Below are 21379 nucleotides of genomic sequence, written 5' to 3'. Positions count from 1 at the left end.
CGTGTAGGACAGCGGGTGTCGATATCGGTGGAAGTTGGGTCGCTAATTCCAGACCTCGAACACTTTCGGAACTTATCGCTTTACCATGCGCCGTTCGTGCTGAGCTTGCAGAAGCGCCGCACTTGTTCTTGTGGTCATGCTCGAATCATGAAGAAAAAATTCAGTGCTTCGACAAGCTCGGCACCAACGGAAAAAAAGGCAATTCAGAGCCGGGAAAAGCTAGTGCAGATTTGCATACGCGGCGCTAAACTTCGGCTTGCGTCGTTCGAAGTGATGTGGATTAGTATCCTTGCTGCTCTTCAGGTGTGGAGGCAGCAAAGGGGGGATTCGATGCTTCGTGGTTTGCTGACGCCTGTTCTGGCAATGTTTCTGCTCGTGACGGGCACCCAGATCGCGCAGGCGCAGGAAAAATCGGGCATCAAGGAGGGGTTCGTCCTCAAGGAGAAGTCGGCGAAGATCCTGTTGATCCGGCCGACGATCAAGGTCGGTGCGCAGTCTACTGGCGGGATGTTCGAACCGAACGCCGACTGGACCGCACAAGCCAAGGAAAATCTCGGTGCTGCGCTGGCCGCGGCCCAAGGCAAGCTGGGTAACGAGGTGATCGTTGCCGAAGAGCCGATCGGGGCCGCGGCGGAAAAGATGGCGGATTACCGCGCGCTGTTTTCGGTGCTGGCGGATTCCGTGATCCGATACCAATTCTTCCCCGGCAATCGCCTGCCGACGAAGAAGCGCAAGGGCGTGTTCGAATGGACGATGGGGCCGGGCGTGGCCGAGATCGCGAAGGGGACGGGCGCGGACTATGCCTTGTTCATCTACAACGAGGATCAATATGGCTCGACCGGGCGCAAGATCCTGCAGATCTTTGCGGCGATGGCCTATGTGTCGGTGAAATCCGGTGAGCATGCCGGATATGCGGGGCTGGTCGATCTGCGGACCGGCGATCTCGTCTGGCTCAACGCCGATCAGGCGATGGGCGGCGACGTGCGCACGCCGGAGGGCGCGCAGAAGCGCATCGGGCAATTGCTGGAGGATTTCCCCGGCAGCGCGCCGAAGCCCACGCCGGCACTTGCGGCGGCCAAGTAAGTGCGTGGCTTGAGCGGTTGGTGCGTGGCGGCTTGCCTGGCCGCGACGCAACCGGCGTTCGCCAAAGGCGACGCGGTTCCGGCGCTCCCGACCTATACTGCGGCGTATGAGCCGCAGGGCGTGGACGAGCGCGGGCTGTGGATGGAGGTGGACGAAGTCGAGCGCGCGATGCGCGATTCCAAGGCGATCATTACTGATCCCAAACTCAACCAATATGTTCGTGACGTCGTGTGCCGGACGGTCGGTGAGGACCGGTGCCGCACCGTGCGGGTCTACATCGTGCGCGATGCCAGCTTCAATGCCTCGATGTTCCCCAACGGCATGATGCTGGTGCATACCGGCCTGCTGCTGCGGGCGCGCGACGAAGCCGAAATGGCGTCGGTGCTGGGGCATGAATTCGCCCATTTCGAGTTGCGTCACTCCCTGAACGGCTTCAAGCAGCGGCGCACCGCGACCGACATCTTCGCCTGGGCTGGCGTGGCTGCGGCGGGTGCCTATCAACATGGCGGCCCGGGTGCCTATCAGACGGTGCGCACCGCGCAGGCAGTGCAGGCCGGTGCGGTACGCTCGATATATTCCCATTCGCGCGAGCAGGAGCGGCAGGCCGATCTGCTGTCGATGGCCTATCTGCGCAAATCACCTTACGACCCGCATTGCTTTTCGCGCGTCTGGACCCGACTGATGGACGAGGCCGATGCCACGGCGCACGGCCGCAGGCAGCGCAGCACGCGATACGACCGGGTCTCGTTCTTCTCCACGCATCCGACGCAACTCGAACGCGCCTCCTATCTCCGCGACATCGCGGATGGGATGAACAAGACCGGGGACGATGAGGCCGAGCGTTATCGGACGGCGCTGGAATCCTGGCGCCCGCAATTGCTGGCCGACCAGATCAAGCTCAACGATTTCGAGGGTACGGATTATCTGCTGACCGGGCTGGCGGGGGAGCGATGGACCGGGCCGTTGCTGTTTGCGCGGGGCGAACTCTATCGCACGCGCGGCCATCCGCGCGATCTGGTGTCGGCGGTTGCGTTCTACCGCGATGCCATCGCGCAGGATGCGACCAATGCTGACGCCTATCGCGGGATGGGCCTCGCGCAGTTGCGCAGCCGCGATCCGCAGGCGGCGGGCACGCTGAAAAAGTATCTCGCGATGAAGCCGGATGCTTCCGATAGCGCGATGATTTCCACTCTTTTGCAGTGAGTTGATCGATGACGATGATGAAGAAGTTCGGCTTGGCTCTTGCGGCTTTCGCGATGATGAGCGCCGCCCCGGTTTTGGCGGGCAACAAGTTGATCCCGCAAGGGATGAAGGTGGCGGTCGCGAAATCGGGGCTGACGATCACGCCGGATCGCGAGTGGAACAAGATGGGTGCCCGGCCGGGGCGCAGTTCGGAGACGTGGACGATCGATGGCGACGGCCTGAACGACGTGACCTTCTATGGCGGGATCGAGAACGACAAAACCCTGTTCCGCGAAGTGAACAAGCGGGCCAAACCGCTGCCGCGTTTCGCATCGAACATGCTGCTGACGGATATCCCGGCGCTGTTCGAGAACAGCTACAGCATCGCGCTCGATACGCAGTTGATGAAGATCGATTCGGTGCAGCCGACCATGTTTCTGGGGGCCAAGGGGATCAAATTCTCGTTCACCTTTTCAAGGTTGAACGAGGAGGTGCGGCGCAAGGGCGAAGCGTCGGCGGCGATCATCGACGGCAAGCTGTACATGATCACGTTCGAGGCGCCGGATGTGTATTATTTCGAACGGGACGTGCCCGCCTACCGGGCCGTCGTCGCGAGTGCGACGATCGAGCCTGTGGCGGGTGGGCGGTGATTGGGGCTTAAACCTTCCCAATCAAATCCGCTTCCCCGGCGAAGGCCGGGGCCCAGTTGCGGAGGTTGAAGTTACATCGCGCAGCGCCTGATTACTTCTGTTTCGCAACTGGGCCCCGGCCTTCGCCGGGGAAGCGTATCCGTTTGAGTGGGATAGGCACCAACGTAATTCGCGCCGCTATTGCGCGTCGTCGCCTTGATTTTTGGTCTCTCCGCCGGTGCCGCCGACACCGTCGGGCAGGCCGGGCGCGGTGAAGGCGTCCGGCTCGCGCCCGCCTTCGCCGCGCTCCACCGCGTCCTTGCGGGCTTCGACTTCCTGCTGGAGATCGCTGCGCTCATCATCCCTGGCGTCCTGTTTCGTGTCGTCGGCCATGATCGGTTCCTCAGGCAATGGGGGAGACGGGGGCTTCGTCATAGGGCTGGCCGGGTGCGATGTCGGGGCTGGTGCCGGGCGTCTGATCGGGCACGTCCACGTCCGGCTGCGGGGTGGGCAGTTCGGTCGGGACGGGGTCGGGCTGGGCCGGGGTGCTTATGTCCGGCTGTGCCGGCTGGCTGGGGAAGGGGGGCAGTTCGGTGGGGGGCTTGCTGGCCATCATCAGTCTCCTCGGCGCTTTGAACGCGCCGGGGTCGGGAGGGTTGCCGGACGGGCCAATAAAGCCTCTGTCGACGCTCGTGCGCGATGCGACTTGCCCCCGGCCCACCTGTTGCTATAGACGCCGCCGACCTGCGGTGTCCGAGTGCGGGCGTGGCGGAACTGGTAGACGCGCTTGGTTTAGGTCCAAGTATCGCAAGATGTGGGGGTTCGAGTCCCTTCGCCCGCACCAGTCCTTCGCGTAAGTGCGAGGGCCTGAGCAAAAAATATTCCTGAAAAGGCGTGAGAGTTGAAATGCAGACTGTCGAGACGTTGAACGAAGGCCTGAAGCGCGCCTATACCCTGAAGATCACCGCCAAGGATATCGATTCCAAAGTCGATGCCGAGCTGAAGCGTGTCGCGCCGCAAGTGCGCATGCCCGGTTTCCGCCCCGGTAAGGTGCCGGCGAACCTGGTGCGCAAGATGCACGGTCCGTCGCTGATGCAGGACGCGCTCAACACCTCGATCCAGGAAGGCATTCAGGCGCTGATCGCCGAACAGCGCATCCGCCCTGCGATGCAGCCTTCGGTCAGCCTCGAAGGCGATTACGAAGCCGGCAAGGATGCCGAGATCAAGGTCGAGCTGGAAGTGCTGCCGGACGTCCCGACCCCGTCGATCGACGGCCTGAAGCTGGAGCGCCTGACGGTGCCGGCCGATGAAGCCGCGGTACAGGCGCAGTTGCAGAAGTTCGCCGACCAGCAGAAGTCGTGGGACGACGCCAAGCCCGCCTACAAGGCGAAGGCGGGCGATCTCGTGACGGTCGATTTCGTCGGCAAGACCGCCGATGGCGTCGCGTTCGAGGGTGGCACGGGTTCCGACATGGCGGTCGAGATCGGCGCGGGCCGCCTGATCCCCGGGTTCGAGGATCAGGTGATCGGCGTGAAGACCGGCGACGAGAAGCAGATCAACGTCACCTTCCCGGAGGATTATCAGGCCAAGGATCTGGCGGGTAAGCCCGCCACGTTCGATCTGGTCGTGAAGTCGGTGAAGACCGCCGGCGAGAGCAAGATCGACGAGGATCTGGCCAAGAATCTCGGCCTTGAGAGCCTGGAGCAGCTTTCGGGCCTGCTCAAGGGCCAGATCGAGCAGGAACTGAACGGCCTGACGCGCACGTACATGAAGCGCAAGCTGCTCGACCAATTGGCTGAGGGCCATGATTTCCCGGTGCCGCCGTCGATGGTTGAGGCCGAATTCGGCCAGATCTGGTCGCAGCTCGAGCATGAAGCGACGCATGAGGAAGATCCGGCGGCGGCGCTCGCCGAGATGGAATCCGAGCGCGACGATTACCGCAAGATCGCCGAGCGCCGCGTGCGCCTGGGCCTGCTCCTGTCCGAGATCGGCCAGGCCAACGGCATCGAGGTGTCCAGCCAAGAAATGAACCGCCTGATCGCACAGGCCGCGCAGCAATACGGCCCGGAAGATCGAAAGCGCTTCATCGATTACGTCCAGCAGGAGCCGATGGCGGCCGCCCAGCTGCGCGCGCCTCTGTATGAGGACAAGGTGGTCGATTTCCTGTTCGAGAAGGCCGAGATCAGCGACCGCGACGTGACGCGCGAAGAGCTGGAAGCGGCGATCGAATCGGAAGAGGGCTTCTCGTCCGGCACGCACACGCACGATCACGACAATCATAAGCCAAAGGGCAAGAAGGCTGCCGCGAAGAAGGCCGAGCCGGTCGAGGGTGAGGCCGAAGTCGAGGCCAAGCCGGCGAAGAAGGCCGCGGCCAAGAAGGTCGAAGCGGCTGATGTCGAGCCGGCAGCGGCGGGCGACGAGCTGGTTCAGGCCGAGCCGGTGAAGAAGGCGGCAACCAAGAAGGCTGCGGCTCCGAAGGCGGATGCGGTCGAAGCTGCTCCGGCGGCCGAAGAGGCCGCACCGGCCAAGAAGGCTGCGGCGAAGAAGCCGGCGGCTAAGAAGGCTTAACGTACGTTCTCCGACACATCGTCATCCCAGCGCAGGCTGGAATCTCAAGCGGCTCTTGCGGGACAGGAGCAGCACGAGACCCCAGCCTACGCTGGGGTGACGAGTTGGAGAGGTCGGCAGCGGATGAATAGGCAGGGGCAGCGATAATGACCGAAACCGCCCCAAATATCGCCGTCCTGTTGCCCTGCTACAACGAGGAAGCCGCGATCGCGCAGACGGTGGCGGCGTTCCGCGCCGCGCTGCCCGACGCGACGATCTATGTCTACGACAACAACAGCCGCGATCGCACGATCGAGGTCGCACGCGCGGCGGGTGCGATCGTGCGGATCGAGCGGATTCAGGGCAAGGGTGCGGTCGTGCGGCGGATGTTCGCCGATGTCGATGCCGACATCTATGTGATGGCCGATGGCGACGCGACCTATGACGCGACCGCCGCGCCGGCGCTGATCGCGCGCATGCTGGACGAACAGCTCGACATGGTCGTCGGATCGCGTGTGACGCAGGAGACCGCTGCGTATCGCCGCGGGCACCAGCTCGGCAATCGCGCGATGACCGGGCTGCTGGCGCAACTCTTCGGGCGCAGCTTCACAGACATCTTCTCCGGCTACCGCGTGTTCTCGCGCCGGTTCGTCAAGAGCTTCCCCGTGCTGTCGGCCGGGTTCGAGATCGAGACCGAGATCAGCGTGCACGCGCTGGAACTCAAGATGCCGACCGGCGAGATCGAGACGCCGTATTTCGCGCGGCCCGAAGGATCGGTGTCGAAGCTCAGCACCTATTCGGACGGCTTCCGCATCCTGCACACCATCGCCACGCTCTACCGGATCGAGCGGCCGGTGCTGTTCTTCGGCGTGATCGCGGCTTTTTTCGCCGGGCTGGCGGTGATCCTGTCGATCCCGCTGATCGTGACCTATATTGAGATACGGCAGGTGCCGCGTTTCCCGACCGCGATCGTGATCACGGGCCTGGGCATCATGGCGGCGTTGAACGTCTTCTGCGGGCTGATCCTCGATACGGTGGTGCGCGGGCGGCGGGAAATGCGGCGGCTGGCGTATCTTTCGCACCGCGCGCCGGGCGGGCCGGATCGCCGGTCGTAGTCGGCGGGCGGGCGCGAAGGGCTTGAACTCGTTTCAGCCAAGGCCGATGTATATCGCTCACTGGGGCATAAGGACTGAATTCTTCCATGCATAATCCGTTCGAAACCGGTAATTTCGCGCCTCCGGGGTTCCGCGCCGATCCGATCACCGGCGGCCTCGTGCCGATCGTGATCGAACAGTCGAACCGCGGCGAGCGCAGCTTCGACATCTATTCGCGCCTGCTCCGTGAGCGCATCATCTTCATCACCGGCGGGGTCGAGGACCATATGGCCTCGGTCATCACCGCGCAGCTGCTCTTCCTGGAGTCCGAGAACCCCAAGAAGGACATCTTCATGTACATCAACTCGCCGGGCGGCGTGGTGACCGCCGGCATGGCGATCCACGACACGATGCAGTACATCCGTCCGCGCGTCGGCACGGTGTGCATCGGGCAGGCGGCGTCGATGGGCAGCTTCCTGCTGGCAGCCGGCGAGCCGGGCATGCGCGTGGCGCTGACCAACGCACGCATCATGATCCACCAGCCGTCGGGCGGGGCGCAGGGCATGGCGAGCGACATCCAGATCCAGGCGCAGGAGATCCAGCGCATCAAGAACCGGATGAACTCGCTGTACGCTCAATACACCGGCAAGCCGCTGGAAGAGATCGAGAAGGCGATGGACCGGGATACGTTCCTGGAAGCCAATGAGGCCAAGGCGTTCGGCCTGATCGACGAGGTGTTCGACAAGCGCCCCGCCGTGACCGACGAGAGCGGATCGACCCCGGTGTTGCCGGCTTCTTAAGGCGTTATTGCTACTTGTACGATTGAAGGCGGGCAGCCTAAGATGGCTGCCCGCACTAACGCGCACCCACGCGCGAAGGATGGATTGAATGACGAAGTTGAGCGGCGGCGATTCGAAGAGCACGCTATATTGCTCGTTCTGCGGCAAATCGCAGCACGAAGTGCGCAAGCTGATCGCTGGCCCGACGGTGTTCATCTGCGACGAGTGCGTCGAGTTGTGCAACGACATCATCCGTGAGGAAACCAAGTCCGCGCTCGTCAGCAAGAAGGACGGGGGCGTGCCGACGCCGCAGGAAATCTGCGACGTGCTGGACGATTACGTGATCGGCCAGAAGCGGGCGAAGCGCGTCCTGTCGGTCGCGGTGCACAACCATTACAAGCGTTTGAACCACGGCCAGAAGGGCGCGGACGTCGAACTAGCCAAGTCGAACATCCTGCTCGTCGGGCCAACCGGGTGCGGCAAGACGCTGCTCGCCCAAACGCTCGCGCGCATCCTCGACGTGCCGTTCACGATGGCCGATGCCACGACGCTGACCGAGGCCGGCTATGTCGGCGAGGATGTCGAGAACATCATCCTGAAGCTGCTTCAGGCATCCGACTATAACGTCGAACGCGCGCAGCGCGGCATCGTGTATATCGACGAGATCGACAAGATTTCGCGCAAGGCCGAAAACCCCTCGATCACGCGCGACGTGTCGGGCGAGGGCGTGCAGCAGGCGTTGCTGAAGCTGATGGAAGGCACCACCGCGAGCGTACCGCCGCAGGGCGGGCGCAAGCATCCGCAGCAGGAATTCCTGCAGGTCGACACGACGAACATCCTGTTCATCTGCGGCGGCGCGTTCTCCGGTCTCGAAAAGATCATCGGCGATCGCTTGCAGGGCAAATCGATCGGGTTCGGTGCCTATGTCGCATCGCCCGAGGAACGCCGCACTGGCGAGACGCTGAAGTCGGTCGAGCCGGAGGATCTGCTCAAGTTCGGCCTGATCCCGGAATTCGTCGGCCGCCTGCCCGTTATCGCGACGCTGGAAGATCTCGACGTGCCGGCGCTGGTCACGATCCTGACCGAGCCGAAGAACGCGCTGGTCAAGCAGTACCAGAAGCTGTTCGACATGGAGGACGTGAAGCTCGGCTTCACCGACGACGCGCTGGTGACGGTGGCCAAGAAGGCGATCGATCGCAAAACCGGCGCGCGCGGCCTGCGGTCGATCCTCGAGGGCATTCTGCTCGACACGATGTTCGATCTGCCGGGGATGGATTCGGTCGACGAGGTGATGATCGACGGCGATGTGATCGAGGGCCGCAAGGAACCGATCCGCGTCTACGCGAAAAAGGAAAAATCCGGGGCGGCTTGAGGGCTGGTTTCCGGTTGAAAGTTGAGGCGGGCGTCGAGCAATCGGCGCCCGTTTTGTTTTTGGGGTCCTCCCGGAGATAGGATCAAAGTAACCCCTATTTCGTCATCCCGGCGCAGGCGGGGATCCCGCTTCTTCCCTTTTTTTCTTCCGTCGCTCCTTCCTACCGAGTGCGGGGCAAGGCAGCGGGATCCCCGCCTTCGCGGGGATGACGGGTGAGGGCGGGGATGGTGTAGCACGCGGGAATCGCCGGTGAGCGCGAAGATGACGCGAAATCTTCCAGACCCGGAGCCTTTTCGCCGCTCGAACATTCCGTATCCAGAACGATCCGGGGACCGACGCATGACCGACATCGCCGCTTCAGGCGCAGCCACATCCGCGCTGACCACCCGTCAGGCCTTGCCGGTATGGACCTTGTTGTTCCCGGTATTGAGCGTGATCGCCGTTCTGGCGGGGCTCGCCAAGCTGGGCATGGGAGGGACGATCGTGGCGGCGATCGTGCTGTTCGGTGCGGTGATCGCCGCCGTGCATCACGCCGAGGTGGTCGCGCACCGCGTGGGCGAGCCGTTCGGTACGTTGGTGCTGGCGGTGGCGGTGACGGTGATCGAGGTGTCGCTGATCGTCTCGCTGATGCTCGTCGAATCGAGTTCGGCTACGGCCCCTGGCGCGGCGTCCAGCCTCGCGCGCGATACGGTGTTCGCGGCGATCATGATCATCCTGAACGGCATTATCGGCCTGTGCCTGCTGGTCGGCGGACTGCGCCACCACGAACAGCGCTTCACGCTGCGCGGGATGAGCGCGGCGCTCGGCGTGCTGGCGGCGATGGCGGTGCTGTCGCTGGTGCTGCCCAATTATACCTCCACCGTGGCCGGCCCGGTCTATTCCTCCTCGCAATTGATCTTCACCGCGGTCGTCTCGCTGATCCTCTATGTCAGCTTCGTGCTGGTGCAGACGGTGCGCCACCGCGATTATTTCCTGCCGTCCGATGATGTGGCGGCGAAGGAAACGCACGCCCCGCCGCCGACCGACACGGCCGCCTGGACCGCGTTCGGCATGTTGCTGCTCGCCTTGGTGGGCGTGGTGCTGCTCGCCAAGGGCCTGTCGCCGACGATGGAGAAGGCGGTGCTCGATGCGGGGTTGCCGCTGGCGGTGGTCGGTATCGTGATCGCCGGGCTGGTGCTGGCGCCGGAGAGTCTTGCCGCTTATCGCGCGGCGCGGCGGGATCGGTTGCAGACCAGCCTCAACCTCGCTTTGGGGTCCGCGCTGGCCACGATCGGGCTGACCATCCCTGCGGTCGCGATCGTCAGTCTGGTGCTGGGTCTGCCGCTGTCGCTCGGCATCGACCTGAAGAGCATCACGTTGCTCGCGCTCTCGCTGTTCATCGCCACGCTGTCGCTCGGCACGGGGCGGACGACGGCGCTGCAAGGCGTGGTGCATCTGGTGATCTTCGCGGCGTATCTGTTCACGACCGTGGTGCCTTAGGCGGGGCTCAATTGCCCTGCATGACATTGGCTAGGATCGCGAGATCGCCATTGTCGACTGTCACGCCGGTCGCATCCTGATCTGGCGCGGCGGCGGTGGCGTTGTTGGTGGCGGGCGCATCGGGCGATGAGAAACCGGCAACATCCACTGCCGTCCATAGAATGCCTGCCGCCCAGATCATGGCGGCCCAGCGGCTGCGGAAGAGCTTGGCGTATGGCATGGACTAAGGGTGCGCCCGGATCGGTTAAGGAATTGGCGGCTGTTTCGCGGAGCAACATTCTCCGTCATCCCCGCGAAGGCGGGGATCCCGCTTCTTCTTCTGGCTGCGCGGCAAGGCAGCGGGATCCCGGATCAAGTCCGGGATGACGGGGGATTATTTGGCAGCGTCGCGCGCCAATCGCTCCAGCCACGCCTTGGCCTGTTTCGGCTCGCCGACCGCGCTCGCATCGGCCTTGCCGCGCGCAGCCAGGAATTCGGGATGCAAAGCGAAGGGCTCGATGCCGAGTTGCCCACGCATCCGGTCGATCCCCGCCGCCAGATCGTCGAGTTCCTCCAGCACCGGCGCGACCTTGGCCGCCATCTGCCGGTCCTTGGTATGGCCGAACAGACCCCAGCGGCCGCGCGCGCAATCCTCCAGCGCGGTGACGAGCGTCGTACGATATTCCTGTTCGTCCTCCACCCGGCGCAGGTCGAGTTGTTCGAGTCGGTCGGCCTTGGCCATTTAGAAAATCCCCGGAACGAAGCGCTTCACGCGCGCGGCATAGTCGTCATAGTCCGCGCCGAACATCTCGCGCAGCAGGCGCTCCTCATGCCCGATGCGCAGCCAGGTGCCGAGCGCGAAGATCGGCACGCCGAACAATAGGTGCTGCGTGTGACCGGCGGCGATCGCGATGGCGATCATGAACAGGAACAAGGCGACGTAGATCGGGTGACGGACATAGCCGAACGGCCCGTCGGTCACGAGACTGTGATCGGACCGGGTCCGGGCGACGAGGCTCCAGTTTTTGCCCATCGTCGTGGACGCGGCGAAGAACAGCCCGACCGTGGCGGCCATCAACGCCGCGACGATCGCCGCCTCGCCCAGCGCGAGCGGGGAGGCGGGGTCCAGCGCGATATTTTGCGGGCCGAAACTAGACAGGCCGATGCCCAAGCCCTGTACGAGGATACCGATCCACGATCGGTTCACGCGCTGCCCGCCGCCCCCCTCGGGCTTGCGCGCGCCGCGCAGCCGGGCGGCGAACAAGGCGGCGAGGAACAGGACGAAGCCCAGGCCCAGCGCGATCAGGCCGGGCCAGCCGACCGGATCGCCGGGGCGCATCACTTCGCGCCCTTCGCGGCCTGCGCCAACCGCCACGCTTGCGTCTCCTCGATCGCGACCGAGCGGCGCAGCACGCGCGCCATCGGATCGATCACGACATGCGCCGCCGGCGATACCGACAGCGTATCCTTGCCGCCGGTCATCGCCAGGCGCGTCAGCTTGCCGTCCACCTCGATCTCGATCGGCATCGGGAAGGGCAGGTCCTTCGGCGTCTTCCAGCTGAGCGACAGCGTGCCGCCGCTGCGCGTCTCGACCAGATCGGGCAGGGCGGCCTGACGCAGATAGACGTCGAAGAACCAGCCATAATCCTTGCCCGTCACCTGTTTGACGAAGCCCTGATATTCGCCCGAGCTGGCGAAACGCGGCGCGAAATTGCCCGGTTTGGGATCGGTGCGGCCATAGACGGCCAAGCGGGTAACGTCGAAAAAGTCCTTGTCGCCGATCAGGCCCCTAAGCGTGTGCAGCATCCACGATCCCTTGACGTAGATGTCGCCGCCGGGGCCGCCATTCTCGGTCTTGTAGACGTCTTCCTCGCTGCGCGGCTTGCCGGAAATGATCGGCGCCTTGTTCAGGATCGTCTCGCGCGATTTGGCCAGCATCGTGACGTAGCGCGCATCGCCCTCGCGCCACTGGCCGTAGAGCGGCTGCATGTACGAGCCGTACCCCTCGTGCAGCCACATATCGTCCCAGTCGGCGACGGTCAGCTGGTTGGCGAACCATTCATGGCTGAATTCATGTTGGAACAGCCAGTCGAACCCCTCGGGCGCCTTGGCATAATCGTTGCCATAGCCGTTGATCGTCTGATGCTCCATGCCCTTGTGCGGCGTTTCCACCACGCCGACCTTCTCGTCGCCCCACGGATAGGGGCCGATCATCGCTTCGAAGAAATCGAGCGTCGGCGCGAATTCGGCGAATAGACCCTCGGCCTGTTTCTTCTCGCCCGGCAGATACCAGTAGAACATCGGGATCGTGTTGCCGAAGCGGCTCTTGTAGCTGCCCTCGATCACCTCGTACGGCGCGATGTTGAGCGTGATGCCGTAGACCGTCGGGTTCTTGACACTCCAGTTCCACGTCGTGCGACCGTCGGGCAGGGTGGAGACGCCCTGCAGCACGCCGTTGGAGGGTGCCTTCAGTCCCTTCGGCACGGTGATGTGGATCTGCATCGATTTCGGTTCGGCGGTCGGCGTGTCCATGCACGGCCAGAACAGGTCGCAGCCTTCGCCCTGCACGGCGGTGGCGACCCATGGCGCGCCGTCCGGCGTTTTCGACCAGACGAAGCCGCCGTCCCACGGTGCGCGGATCGCGACGTGCGGGGTGCCGCCATAGCTGATTTTGGCGCTGACCTTGTCGCCTGCGGCGATGCGGTGGGGCAGGGTGATGGTCAGCACGCCTTCGGGATTGCTCCACGCCTTGAAGGGCAGAGCGACGCCGTCGATCGCGATGGCGGAGGCCGGAAGGTTGCGATCGAGATCGATGATCAGACGGGTGAGCGGGGCCTTGGCGGTGAAGTTCAACGTCGCGACGCCGCTGATCTTTTCGCTTTCCGGCATCACCTCGATCGCGAGATCGACCGTGTCCAACTGCTGGCGCATCTGTTCCGGGTTCCCCGCGCCGCCGGACTTCTGCGTCTGCGCGGTGAGCAGTGGCTTGCCCGGTTCGGCGGGTGCGGCCGCCGCGATGGCGGTCAGCGACGCGGCGAGCAGAAACCGTGCGATCATGCGCGGAAAAATCCGAAGATTGATGGATCGGCAACCATCACCATATAAGATCGGTGAAGCGCCCCGTTCAGGCGCACCCGGAGTATGCATGACCCAATCCTACCCTGTGCTGCCACTGCGTGACATCGTCGTTTTCCCGCACATGATCGTGCCGCTGTTCGTCGGCCGCGACAAGTCCGTTGCCGCGCTGGAAGCGGCGATGAATGCCGACAAGGAAATCTTCCTCGTGGCTCAGCTCGATCCCGCCGAGGACGATCCCGCGCGCGACGATCTCTACGATCTCGGCGTTACCGCCACCGTGTTGCAATTGCTCAAGCTGCCCGATGGCACCGTCCGCGTGCTGGTCGAGGGCAAGAAGCGTGCGCGGCTGGATGTGCTGGTCGAGGACGGCCCGTTCCTGACCGCCTCGGTCGACCTGCTCGAAGGTGATGACGGCGCGGAAGAACTCGACGCCGCCGAGGAGAAGATGAGCAACGAACTCGCCGCGCTGATGCGGTCGGTGGTCGACCAGTTCGAGAATTACGCCAAGCTCAACCGCAAGCTGCCGGCCGAGACGGCGGTGCAGCTGAACGAGATCGAGGACGCCTCGCGCCTCGCCGATGCGGTCGCCGCAAATATCTCGGTCAAGGTTGCCGACAAGCAGGCGCTGCTGGTCGAGATGGATGCCGGCCGTCGTCTCGAGATGGTGTTCGGCTTCATGGAGGGCGAACTCGGCGTCCTGCAGGTCGAGAAGAAGATCAAGAGCCGCGTCAAGCGTCAGATGGAGAAAACGCAGCGCGAATATTACCTCAACGAACAGTTGAAGGCGATCCAGCGCGAACTCGGCAACGAGGGCGAGGAAGGCGAGGGCGACGAGATCGCCGAGCTGACCCAGAAGATCGCGACGCTGAAGCTGTCGAAGGAAGCCCGTACCAAGGCGACAGGCGAGCTGAAGAAGCTGAAGACGATGGCACCGATGAGCGCCGAGGCGACGGTGATCCGCAACTATCTCGACGTGTTGCTCGGCCTGCCCTGGGGCAAGAAGTCCAAGGTCAAGAAGGACATCGCGGCGGCGCAGGCTGTGCTGGACGAGGACCATTATGCGCTGGAGAAGGTCAAGGACCGGATCATCGAATATCTCGCGGTACAGGCGCGCACCAACAAGCTGAAGGGCCCGATCCTGTGCCTCGTCGGCCCGCCCGGCGTGGGCAAGACCTCGCTCGGCAAGAGCATCGCCAAGGCGACCGGGCGCGAATTCATCCGCCAGTCGCTGGGCGGTGTGCGCGACGAGGCCGAAATCCGGGGCCATCGCCGCACCTATATCGGCTCGCTGCCGGGCAAGATCGTGACGAACCTGAAAAAGGCCGGCACCAGCAACCCGCTGTTCCTGCTCGATGAGATCGACAAGCTCGGACAGGATTTCCGTGGCGATCCGGCTTCGGCGTTGCTCGAAGTGCTCGATCCGGAGCAGAATGCGAAGTTCCAGGATCACTATCTGGAGGTCGATTACGACCTGTCGGACGTGATGTTCGTGTGTACCGCGAACTCGCTGAACCTGCCCCAAGCGTTGCTCGACCGCATGGAGATCATCCGGCTGGAGGGTTACACCGAGGATGAGAAGGTCGAGATCGCGCAGCGCCATCTGCTCGACAAGCAGATCGAGGCGCATGGCCTGAAGAAGGGCGAGTTCGAGCTGACCACCGAAGGTCTGCGCGCGCTGATCCAGTTCTACACTCGCGAGGCCGGCGTGCGTACGCTGGAGCGCGAGATCGCGCGTCTGGCGCGCAAGGCGTTGCGCCAGATCCTGGAGGGCAAGACCAAGAGCGTGACGATCACGCCCGACAATCTCTCGGAATTCGCCGGCGTGAAGAAATTCCGCCACGAACTGGGCGAGGAGGAGAACCAGATCGGTGCGGTTACCGGCCTGGCCTGGACCGAAGTCGGCGGCGAATTGCTGACGATCGAGAGCGTCACCGTGCCCGGCAAGGGCGCGGCGAAGGTCACCGGCAAGCTCGGCGACGTGATGAAGGAATCGATCGATACGGCGCTCAGTTTTGTCAAGGCGCGCGCGCCGAGCTACGGAATCAAGCCGAGTCTGTTCAACCGCAAGGACATTCACATCCATCTGCCCGAGGGCGCGGTGCCGAAAGACGGTCCTTCGGCCGGTATCGGCATGGTCACGGCGATCGTCTCCACATTGACCGGAGTTGCGGTGCGCCGCGAGATCGCGATGACCGGCGAGGTGACGCTCAGAGGCCGCGTGCTGCCGATCGGCGGCCTGAAGGAGAAGCTGCTCGCGGCATTGCGCGGCGGCATCAAGACGGTGCTGATCCCGTTCGACAATGAGAAGGATCTGGCAGAAATCCCGGCCAACATCCTGAACGGCCTGAAGATCATTCCGGTCAAGCATGTCGACGAGGTGCTCAAGCTGGCACTGACCGAACCGCTGACCGCGATCGACTGGACCGACGCCGACGAACTGGCCGCGCTGCCGCCCGCAGGCGTCACCCCGGCCGGTGGCGAACTGCATCATTGATCCATTATTGCGGCGTGCGGGCAACGGCACGCCGCAATTGTGCCGTTTTCCGTAGCGGCAGGCGTGATTTTGCTTTGACAGCCCCCGTACGAGTCGCCTTACTGCGCCACCGGCTGCGCGCCGGGAATCATTTTGTATCCAGTAACCCGGGGGCATGTGGGCATGAACAAGCAGGAATTGATCGGATCGGTGGCGGACACGTCTGGCCTGAGCAAGGGCGACGCGAGCAAGGCAGTCGAGTCGGTTTTCGATGCGATCTCGGCATCGCTGAAGAAGGGCGATGAAGTTCGTCTCGTCGGCTTCGGCACTTTTTCGGTCAGCAAGCGCAAGGCCTCGACCGGTCGCAACCCGCGCACCGGCGAGCCGATGACGATCAAGGCATCGACCCAGCCGAAGTTCAAGGCCGGCAAGGGCCTGAAGGACGCGGTGAACTGATCGGCCCGATGTGCATGGCAGGGCTGGACAAGCCCGGCACGTGCGCATTAAGGCGACATCAACAGGGCGGCGGCAACGTCGCCCTGTTCCGTTCAAGGCCCGACATCTTCGGATTTGCGCCACGGACGGAGCAACGGATGGGCGCGTAGCTCAGCGGTAGAGCACACCCTTCACACGGGTGGGGTCACAGGTTCAATCCCTGTCGCGCCCACCATCCGACAAAGCCCGCCGGTCGCGAGACCGGCGGGCTTTTGCGTTTTCGTCGCCCCGTCACCCGGGGCCGGTTCGACGATTATCCATTTACGACAATCGTATTTGGCGCTTCCCCGGCGGAGGCCGGGGCCCAGTCGGGAAGCAGAAGTGATCGGGCGCTGCGCTTCGTAACACCTACCTTCGCGACTGGGCCCCGGCCTCCGCCGGGGAAGCGATATGAACTGGATAAGGGGGTGGGTCGTCACTTATCCGTAACAACAGTCACAAATAAGTCATCGCAACGTCATTCCCGAGTCTCCGAATCCGCGTCTTGCCGTCACAGGCCCCGCCTAGTCGCGTCATGCAGCCGGCGGGGGGATGATCCGAGTCGCGCTGTTGGGCAGCCAGCCCACAGGTCAACCCGGCGCGACAGCCGGATCGGAGAATTTCATGTCCAGCTACAAGCGCCTCGGCCTCGTCCTGATGACCAGCAGCGCGGCTCTCGCGCTCAACGGGTGCAGCGGCGCCAGCGACGTCGCCTCGCCGGGGGCCGGTTCGGTCGTCATCAACGTGCCGGCACCCGCGCCATCGCCGACCCCGTCGCCCACGCCGTCGCCGACCGCGATCACCGCCGCGCAGTTCGCCGCCGTCACCACCGTCAACACCATCTCGATCACGGCCGACGAACAGCTCGCTCTGGTCACGGCCGGCACGAACAATAATGTCAGCGGCACCAACATGCTGAACGGCGTGTACCCGACCGTCGCGATGTCGCTGACTCCGGCGATGGACCCGTCGACGATCAACAGCTTCTTCACCAGCACCAATTTCGTCGGCGCGCTGAACGGCCCGACCGACACCGCATTCCAGGCCTGGACCTGCAACTCCACCTCGGCCGAATTCGGCGGGTCCGGCGCGCGCTGCACCGCGGTCCCCGCAGTCGGCACCGGCGGTTCGGCTGCGGCCTGCCCGACCGGCACGATCGACGATGGCCTGGTCGCCACGTTCCGCGCCTGCCGCCTGCCGAGCGTCATCACCGGCACGCTCAACCTGCCGAAGGTTGCCGGCGTCTTCTACCGCCTGCGCGGCCAGACCGAAGTCGGCACCGATGTCGGCACGACCGGCGCGGATTCGGGCGCGGTGCTCAACATCGAACCGGGTGTCGTCATCGCCGCCGATTCGAGCGAGGCGACCAACGATCTGCTGCTGGTCAATCGCGGCGCGAAGATCAACGCGGTCGGCACCGTTTCCAACCCGATCATCTTTACCTCGCAGCAGAACCTCACCGCCAACGGCGTCAGCGATGCGTCGCAGGGGCAATGGGGCGGCGTGATCCTGCTCGGCCGCGCTCCGGTTGCCGTTTGCGCCACCGGCACCGGGCCGAACAACGCCGCCGGGTCCAGTCCGACCTGCCAGCTCGCGATCGAGGGCGTCACCGGCCGCTTCTATGGCGGGCCAACCGCCGCGGACAGCAGCGGTGCGTTCCAGTACGTGCAGATCCGCTATAGCGGCATCGCGATCAGCGACGGCAACGAGCTTCAGGGTCTGACGCTCGGCGGCACCGGTTCGGGCACCGTGATCGATCACGTCCAGAGCCACAATTCGGCCGATGACGGGATCGAGATCTTCGGTGGCACCACCAACTTGAAGTATATCGCGATCACGGGTGCCGACGATGACGGCTTCGATATCGACAACGGCTATCGCGGCTACATCCAGTTCATGATCGCGGCGCAGCGCCTGGTCGGCGCGACCGCCGACTCGTTCTCGACCGAGATCGACTCGAACAATGCCGAGGATCTGCTGCCGCGCACCTTCGGCCGCTACGCCAACTTCACCTTCATCCAGACGGCCCTTGCGCCGGCCGCGATCCGCTTGCGCGGCGGTGCGGACATGACCTTCGTCAACGGTGTGGTGAAGACGGTGGCCAATGTCGCCTGCGTGAACATCATCGCGGGTGAACAGACCGCCGGTGGCCGCACGACGATCCGCCCGGCGGACGCGGCGCTGCAGGATGTCGGACCGCCGGTGTTCAACTCGGTCTACTTCAGCTGCCAGGGCCGCTGAGCGGGCGCGCTGCGGCCAATGAGCGGGAATGTCGGGGCGGCCAGAAGTGCCGCCCCGACATCGGCATATGACGATCGATTCAGGGATACAGGCCATGCAGAGCCGCCGCGCATTCAATGATAAAGCAGGGGGGCGGTTGGCGCTCCTTCTTCTGTCCACCACGATGTTGGCCCCGGCCGCGTTCGCGCAAGCCGCGCCGACGCCTGCCGCTCCGCCGCCCGCGCAAACCGCGCCCGCCGAAGCACCCGCGCCGGACCAGAGTGGCGATCCGCAACAGCAGGTCGAGGTCTCCAGCCCCGGCTATGATGCCGAGGCTGCGCAGGAGATCGTCGTTGTCGGGCGCAACATCCCCAACGTCGTCCGCGCCACGCCGCAGGTCGTCTCGGTCCTGTCGGGGGCGGATATCGCGCGTACCGGGGAAGGCGATATCGCCGGCGCCCTGTCGCGCGTCACCGGCCTCAGCGTCGTCGGCAACGGCTTCGTCTATGTGCGCGGTCTCGGCGATCGCTATTCGTCGTCGATGCTCAACGGCTCGCCTTTGCCGAGCCCGGAGCCGCTGCGCCGTTCGGTGCCGCTCGACATCTTCCCGACCAGCATCGTCGGATCGGCGCTGGTGCAGAAGACCTATTCGGTGAACTATCCCGGCGAATTCGGCGGTGGCGTCATCAACCTGACGACCAAAGCGATTCCGACCAAGAATTTCCTCTCCGCCGGTGCCTCGATCACCGCCGATACGGTGACGACCGGCGGCCTCGGCTACACCTATCGCGGCAGCAAGAGCGACTGGACCGGTTATGACAGCGGTGCGCGCAAGGTGCCCGATTTCATCACCAACGCCCCCAACGGCACCGGTATCATTCCGAGCGCGCAGGTCGCGCAGCTCAACAATGCCCAGACGACCCTGCTCCAGCGCAACACGAACCTGCCGGCCAATTGGTCGGGCGAATTGAGCGGCGGCGCGGTGTTCGATCTCGGCGGCGGCGACCGGCTCGGCCTGATCGCCTCGGTCAGCGCTAGCAACACGTTCCGCACCCGCCAGACGAGCCAGCAGGACAGCGTCTCTGCGGACGGCACGCTGCGCAACGATTACAACACGTTGCTGACCGACAACCGCATCGTCGCCAACGCGCTGCTTGGTCTGGGGTACGAATTCGGCCCGAACACGATCCGCGCGACCGGCGTCTACATCCACGATACGCTGAAGCAGGGCCGTGGATCGTCGGCGACGCTCTACAACAATTCCAGCGGCCTACGTTTTCAGCAGAACACCAACTGGTTCGAACGTCAGTTGATGGAGGGGCAGTTGGTCGGCGAATTCAAGCTGACCGACGCGCTGAAGCTCGACGTGCGCGGCGCCTATGCCAATTCGAAGCGCGACGCGCCGTACGAGCGTCAGTTCGATTATCTCTGCGCGCCCGCCACCACCACCGGCCTGCCGATCACCGTCACGCAACCGAACACGATTGGCGGCGCGCAGTGCAACGGCGCATACCAGGTGACGCAGCGTTTCTCGCCCTTCGCCTCGATCATCTTCAGCAGCCTGAACGAGAATCTGTACAGCGGGCAGGGCGACCTGACCTACAAGCTGGATGTCGGCCGTCCGGTGACTTTGTCCACAGGCTATTATTTCTCGGACACGCAGCGCAATTCGACCCGCCTGCAATTCAACTATCAGACCGCGAACGGCGGCGGCACCGCGCCGGGCTTCCCGTACAATCTGCTGCGCCCGGATTATCTGCTGTCGCTCGATTCGATCGCCATCAACCAGATCCAGTTGCAGTTCAGCACGCCGCTCGGTGCCTATGCCTATGACGCCAAGTTGCGCATCCATGCCGGCTACGGCCAGGTCGAGGCGGAACTGCTCGATGGCGTGCGCGCCACGCTCGGCGTGCGCTACGAAACTGCGGACGAACGTGTCACGCCCATCGGCACCACGACGACACGGCTGAACAACGATTATTTCCTGCCCGCATTCACCGCGACGTGGAATTTCTCCCGCGACATGCAGCTCCGCGCGAGTGCCTCCAAGACAATCTCGCGCCCGCAATTCCGCGAACTCGCGCCGCAGCAGTTCCGCGATCCGGAATCGGACCGCCTGTTCTTCGGCAACCCGCGTCTGGTCGATTCGGAATTGTACAATTTCGAGGCGCGCTACGAATGGTTCTTCGCGCGTGACCAGCGTTTCACGCTCGGTGGCTTCTACAAGAACATCAAGAATCCGGTCGAACAGGTCGGCTTCTACACCGGTGCCGATGATCGGTTGCAGACCGGCTTCACCAACCTGCCCAAGGCGAAGCTGTATGGCGGCGAGATCGAGGTGCAGAAATACTTCCCGCTCGATTTCCTCGACAGCGATTTCTTCTCCAGCCGTCGCGCGCTGGTGATCGCCAACTACACCTATTCGAAATCCTCGATCACCGCCGATGCGCAATGCGCGCCGAACGTGCTCGGCCAGACGTTGGGCGGCTGCCAGCCCGGCTTCGGCCCCGCCGGCCTGCAATTCCGCGACGGCGCACCGCTCACCGGCCAGTCGGATCATCTCGTCAACCTGCAACTCGGGATCGAGGACAGGGCGTCGCTGTCGCAGGTCACCTTGCTGTTCAACTATGCGAGCGAGCGCGTGACCAATCGTGGTCCATCGAACCTGAGCGGCGTGGGCTTCCAGCCCGACGTGATCGAGAAACCCGGCATCCGCGTCGATCTCGTCGCGCGGCAGGGGTTCAAGGTGGTCGGCGGCGAATGGGAACTGAAGCTGGAGGCGCGCAACCTCACCGGCACGCGCTATGAGGAAGGGCAGACGTTCGCCGGCGGGAACAAGGTCTATACCAACCTGTATAAGCTCGGGCGGACGTTCTCGGTCGGTTTGAGCACGACGTTCTGATTGCTCGGGGGACGGCAGGCGTCTCCACGCACACCGCCGTCTTCCTGAACTTGTTTCAGGATCCATCTCTCCGCGAGCCAAGGCGGTG

The 21379-nt window shown here is 64.0% G+C and carries 18 protein-coding genes and 2 tRNA genes; 14 read left to right on the top strand and 6 right to left on the bottom strand.

The annotated features are described in order from the left end of the window. Window positions 1–330 precede the first annotated feature (330 nt). From U1738_RS12600 to U1738_RS12590, 3 genes are read left to right on the top strand one after another with little or no spacing between them, the layout of a single operon-like run. Window positions 331–1083, top strand: a complete 753-nt coding sequence (locus tag U1738_RS12600; RefSeq protein ID WP_443027014.1) for a hypothetical protein — start codon at window positions 331–333, stop codon at window positions 1081–1083. After that, window positions 1084–2286 carry a M48 family metalloprotease gene (locus U1738_RS12595; RefSeq protein WP_332789387.1) on the top strand — a complete coding sequence of 401 codons (1203 nt, stop codon included), beginning with the start codon at window positions 1084–1086 and terminating at the stop codon, window positions 2284–2286. An 8-nt stretch (window positions 2287–2294) separates the two neighbouring features. Then, window positions 2295–2915 carry a hypothetical protein gene (locus U1738_RS12590; RefSeq protein ID WP_332789386.1) on the top strand — a complete coding sequence of 207 codons (621 nt, stop codon included), beginning with the start codon at window positions 2295–2297 and terminating at the stop codon, window positions 2913–2915. Between the two features lie 177 nt (window positions 2916–3092). On the opposite strand, the gene U1738_RS12585 is transcribed toward U1738_RS12590, so the two are convergent. Beyond that, window positions 3093–3287, bottom strand: a complete 195-nt coding sequence (locus U1738_RS12585) for a hypothetical protein (protein ID WP_332789385.1) — start codon at window positions 3285–3287, stop codon at window positions 3093–3095. Window positions 3288–3297: 10 nt separating this feature from the next. Further along, window positions 3298–3507: a hypothetical protein gene (locus tag U1738_RS12580; protein WP_332789384.1), complete on the bottom strand. Its 210-nt coding sequence runs from the start codon at window positions 3505–3507 to the stop codon at window positions 3298–3300. Between the two features lie 146 nt (window positions 3508–3653). On the opposite strand from U1738_RS12580, the gene U1738_RS12575 reads away from it, so the two are divergent. The 6 genes from U1738_RS12575 to U1738_RS12550 all read left to right on the top strand — a co-directional run bounded on the left by U1738_RS12575 (window position 3654) and on the right by U1738_RS12550 (window position 10165). Next, window positions 3654–3738: transfer RNA gene (locus U1738_RS12575), tRNA-Leu, on the top strand. A 62-nt stretch (window positions 3739–3800) separates the two neighbouring features. After that, on the top strand, window positions 3801–5462 hold the full coding sequence (gene tig / locus U1738_RS12570) for a trigger factor (protein WP_332789383.1): 1662 nt from the start codon (window positions 3801–3803) through the stop codon (window positions 5460–5462). 146 nt (window positions 5463–5608) lie between these two features. Then, the gene (locus U1738_RS12565) at window positions 5609–6556 is read left to right on the top strand and encodes a glycosyltransferase family 2 protein (protein WP_332789382.1); all 948 of its coding nucleotides are present in this window, start codon (window positions 5609–5611) and stop codon (window positions 6554–6556) included. Window positions 6557–6642: 86 nt separating this feature from the next. Beyond that, the gene (locus tag U1738_RS12560; protein WP_332789381.1) at window positions 6643–7335 is read left to right on the top strand and encodes an ATP-dependent Clp protease proteolytic subunit; all 693 of its coding nucleotides are present in this window, start codon (window positions 6643–6645) and stop codon (window positions 7333–7335) included. An 88-nt stretch (window positions 7336–7423) separates the two neighbouring features. Further along, on the top strand, window positions 7424–8686 hold the full coding sequence (gene clpX, locus U1738_RS12555; RefSeq protein WP_055783340.1) for an ATP-dependent Clp protease ATP-binding subunit ClpX: 1263 nt from the start codon (window positions 7424–7426) through the stop codon (window positions 8684–8686). A gap of 339 nt (window positions 8687–9025) precedes the next feature. Further along, window positions 9026–10165 carry a calcium:cation antiporter gene (locus tag U1738_RS12550; RefSeq protein WP_332789380.1) on the top strand — a complete coding sequence of 380 codons (1140 nt, stop codon included), beginning with the start codon at window positions 9026–9028 and terminating at the stop codon, window positions 10163–10165. A gap of 7 nt (window positions 10166–10172) precedes the next feature. Here the strand turns inward: U1738_RS12550 and U1738_RS12545 are convergent, their stop codons facing one another. The 4 genes from U1738_RS12545 to U1738_RS12530 all read right to left on the bottom strand — a co-directional run bounded on the left by U1738_RS12545 (window position 10173) and on the right by U1738_RS12530 (window position 13201). Beyond that, window positions 10173–10385: a hypothetical protein gene (locus U1738_RS12545; RefSeq protein WP_332789379.1), complete on the bottom strand. Its 213-nt coding sequence runs from the start codon at window positions 10383–10385 to the stop codon at window positions 10173–10175. 153 nt (window positions 10386–10538) lie between these two features. Then, the gene (locus tag U1738_RS12540) at window positions 10539–10886 is read right to left on the bottom strand and encodes a hypothetical protein (RefSeq protein WP_332789378.1); all 348 of its coding nucleotides are present in this window, start codon (window positions 10884–10886) and stop codon (window positions 10539–10541) included. Next, window positions 10887–11519: a methyltransferase family protein gene (locus tag U1738_RS12535; RefSeq protein ID WP_332789377.1), complete on the bottom strand. Its 633-nt coding sequence runs from the start codon at window positions 11517–11519 to the stop codon at window positions 10887–10889. After that, entirely contained in the window at window positions 11483–13201 is a 1719-nt protein-coding gene (locus U1738_RS12530; RefSeq protein ID WP_332789376.1) for a M1 family metallopeptidase, read from the bottom strand. Before U1738_RS12530 ends, U1738_RS12535 begins: the two co-directional genes overlap by 37 nt. Before the next feature lie 88 nt (window positions 13202–13289). On the opposite strand from U1738_RS12530, the gene lon reads away from it, so the two are divergent. The 5 genes from lon to U1738_RS12505 all read left to right on the top strand — a co-directional run bounded on the left by lon (window position 13290) and on the right by U1738_RS12505 (window position 21291). Beyond that, window positions 13290–15716 (top strand): endopeptidase La, encoded by a 2427-nt coding sequence (lon, locus tag U1738_RS12525; protein ID WP_332789375.1) that lies wholly within the window; start codon window positions 13290–13292, stop codon window positions 15714–15716. A gap of 162 nt (window positions 15717–15878) precedes the next feature. After that, window positions 15879–16151 carry an HU family DNA-binding protein gene (locus U1738_RS12520; protein ID WP_332789374.1) on the top strand — a complete coding sequence of 91 codons (273 nt, stop codon included), beginning with the start codon at window positions 15879–15881 and terminating at the stop codon, window positions 16149–16151. A 139-nt stretch (window positions 16152–16290) separates the two neighbouring features. Next, window positions 16291–16365, top strand: a tRNA-Val gene (locus U1738_RS12515). 428 nt (window positions 16366–16793) lie between these two features. Continuing rightward, window positions 16794–18410 carry a beta-helix domain-containing protein gene (locus tag U1738_RS12510; RefSeq protein WP_332789373.1) on the top strand — a complete coding sequence of 539 codons (1617 nt, stop codon included), beginning with the start codon at window positions 16794–16796 and terminating at the stop codon, window positions 18408–18410. A gap of 94 nt (window positions 18411–18504) precedes the next feature. Next, entirely contained in the window at window positions 18505–21291 is a 2787-nt protein-coding gene (locus tag U1738_RS12505) for a TonB-dependent receptor domain-containing protein (protein WP_443027013.1), read from the top strand. Window positions 21292–21379 lie beyond the last annotated feature (88 nt).

Origin of the sequence: Parasphingomonas caseinilytica, assembly GCF_036663755.1 — a bacterium.
In the GTDB taxonomy this organism is placed as follows: Bacteria; Pseudomonadota; Alphaproteobacteria; order Sphingomonadales; family Sphingomonadaceae; genus Sphingomonas.
This window is presented reverse-complemented; position numbering and strand designations above follow the sequence as displayed.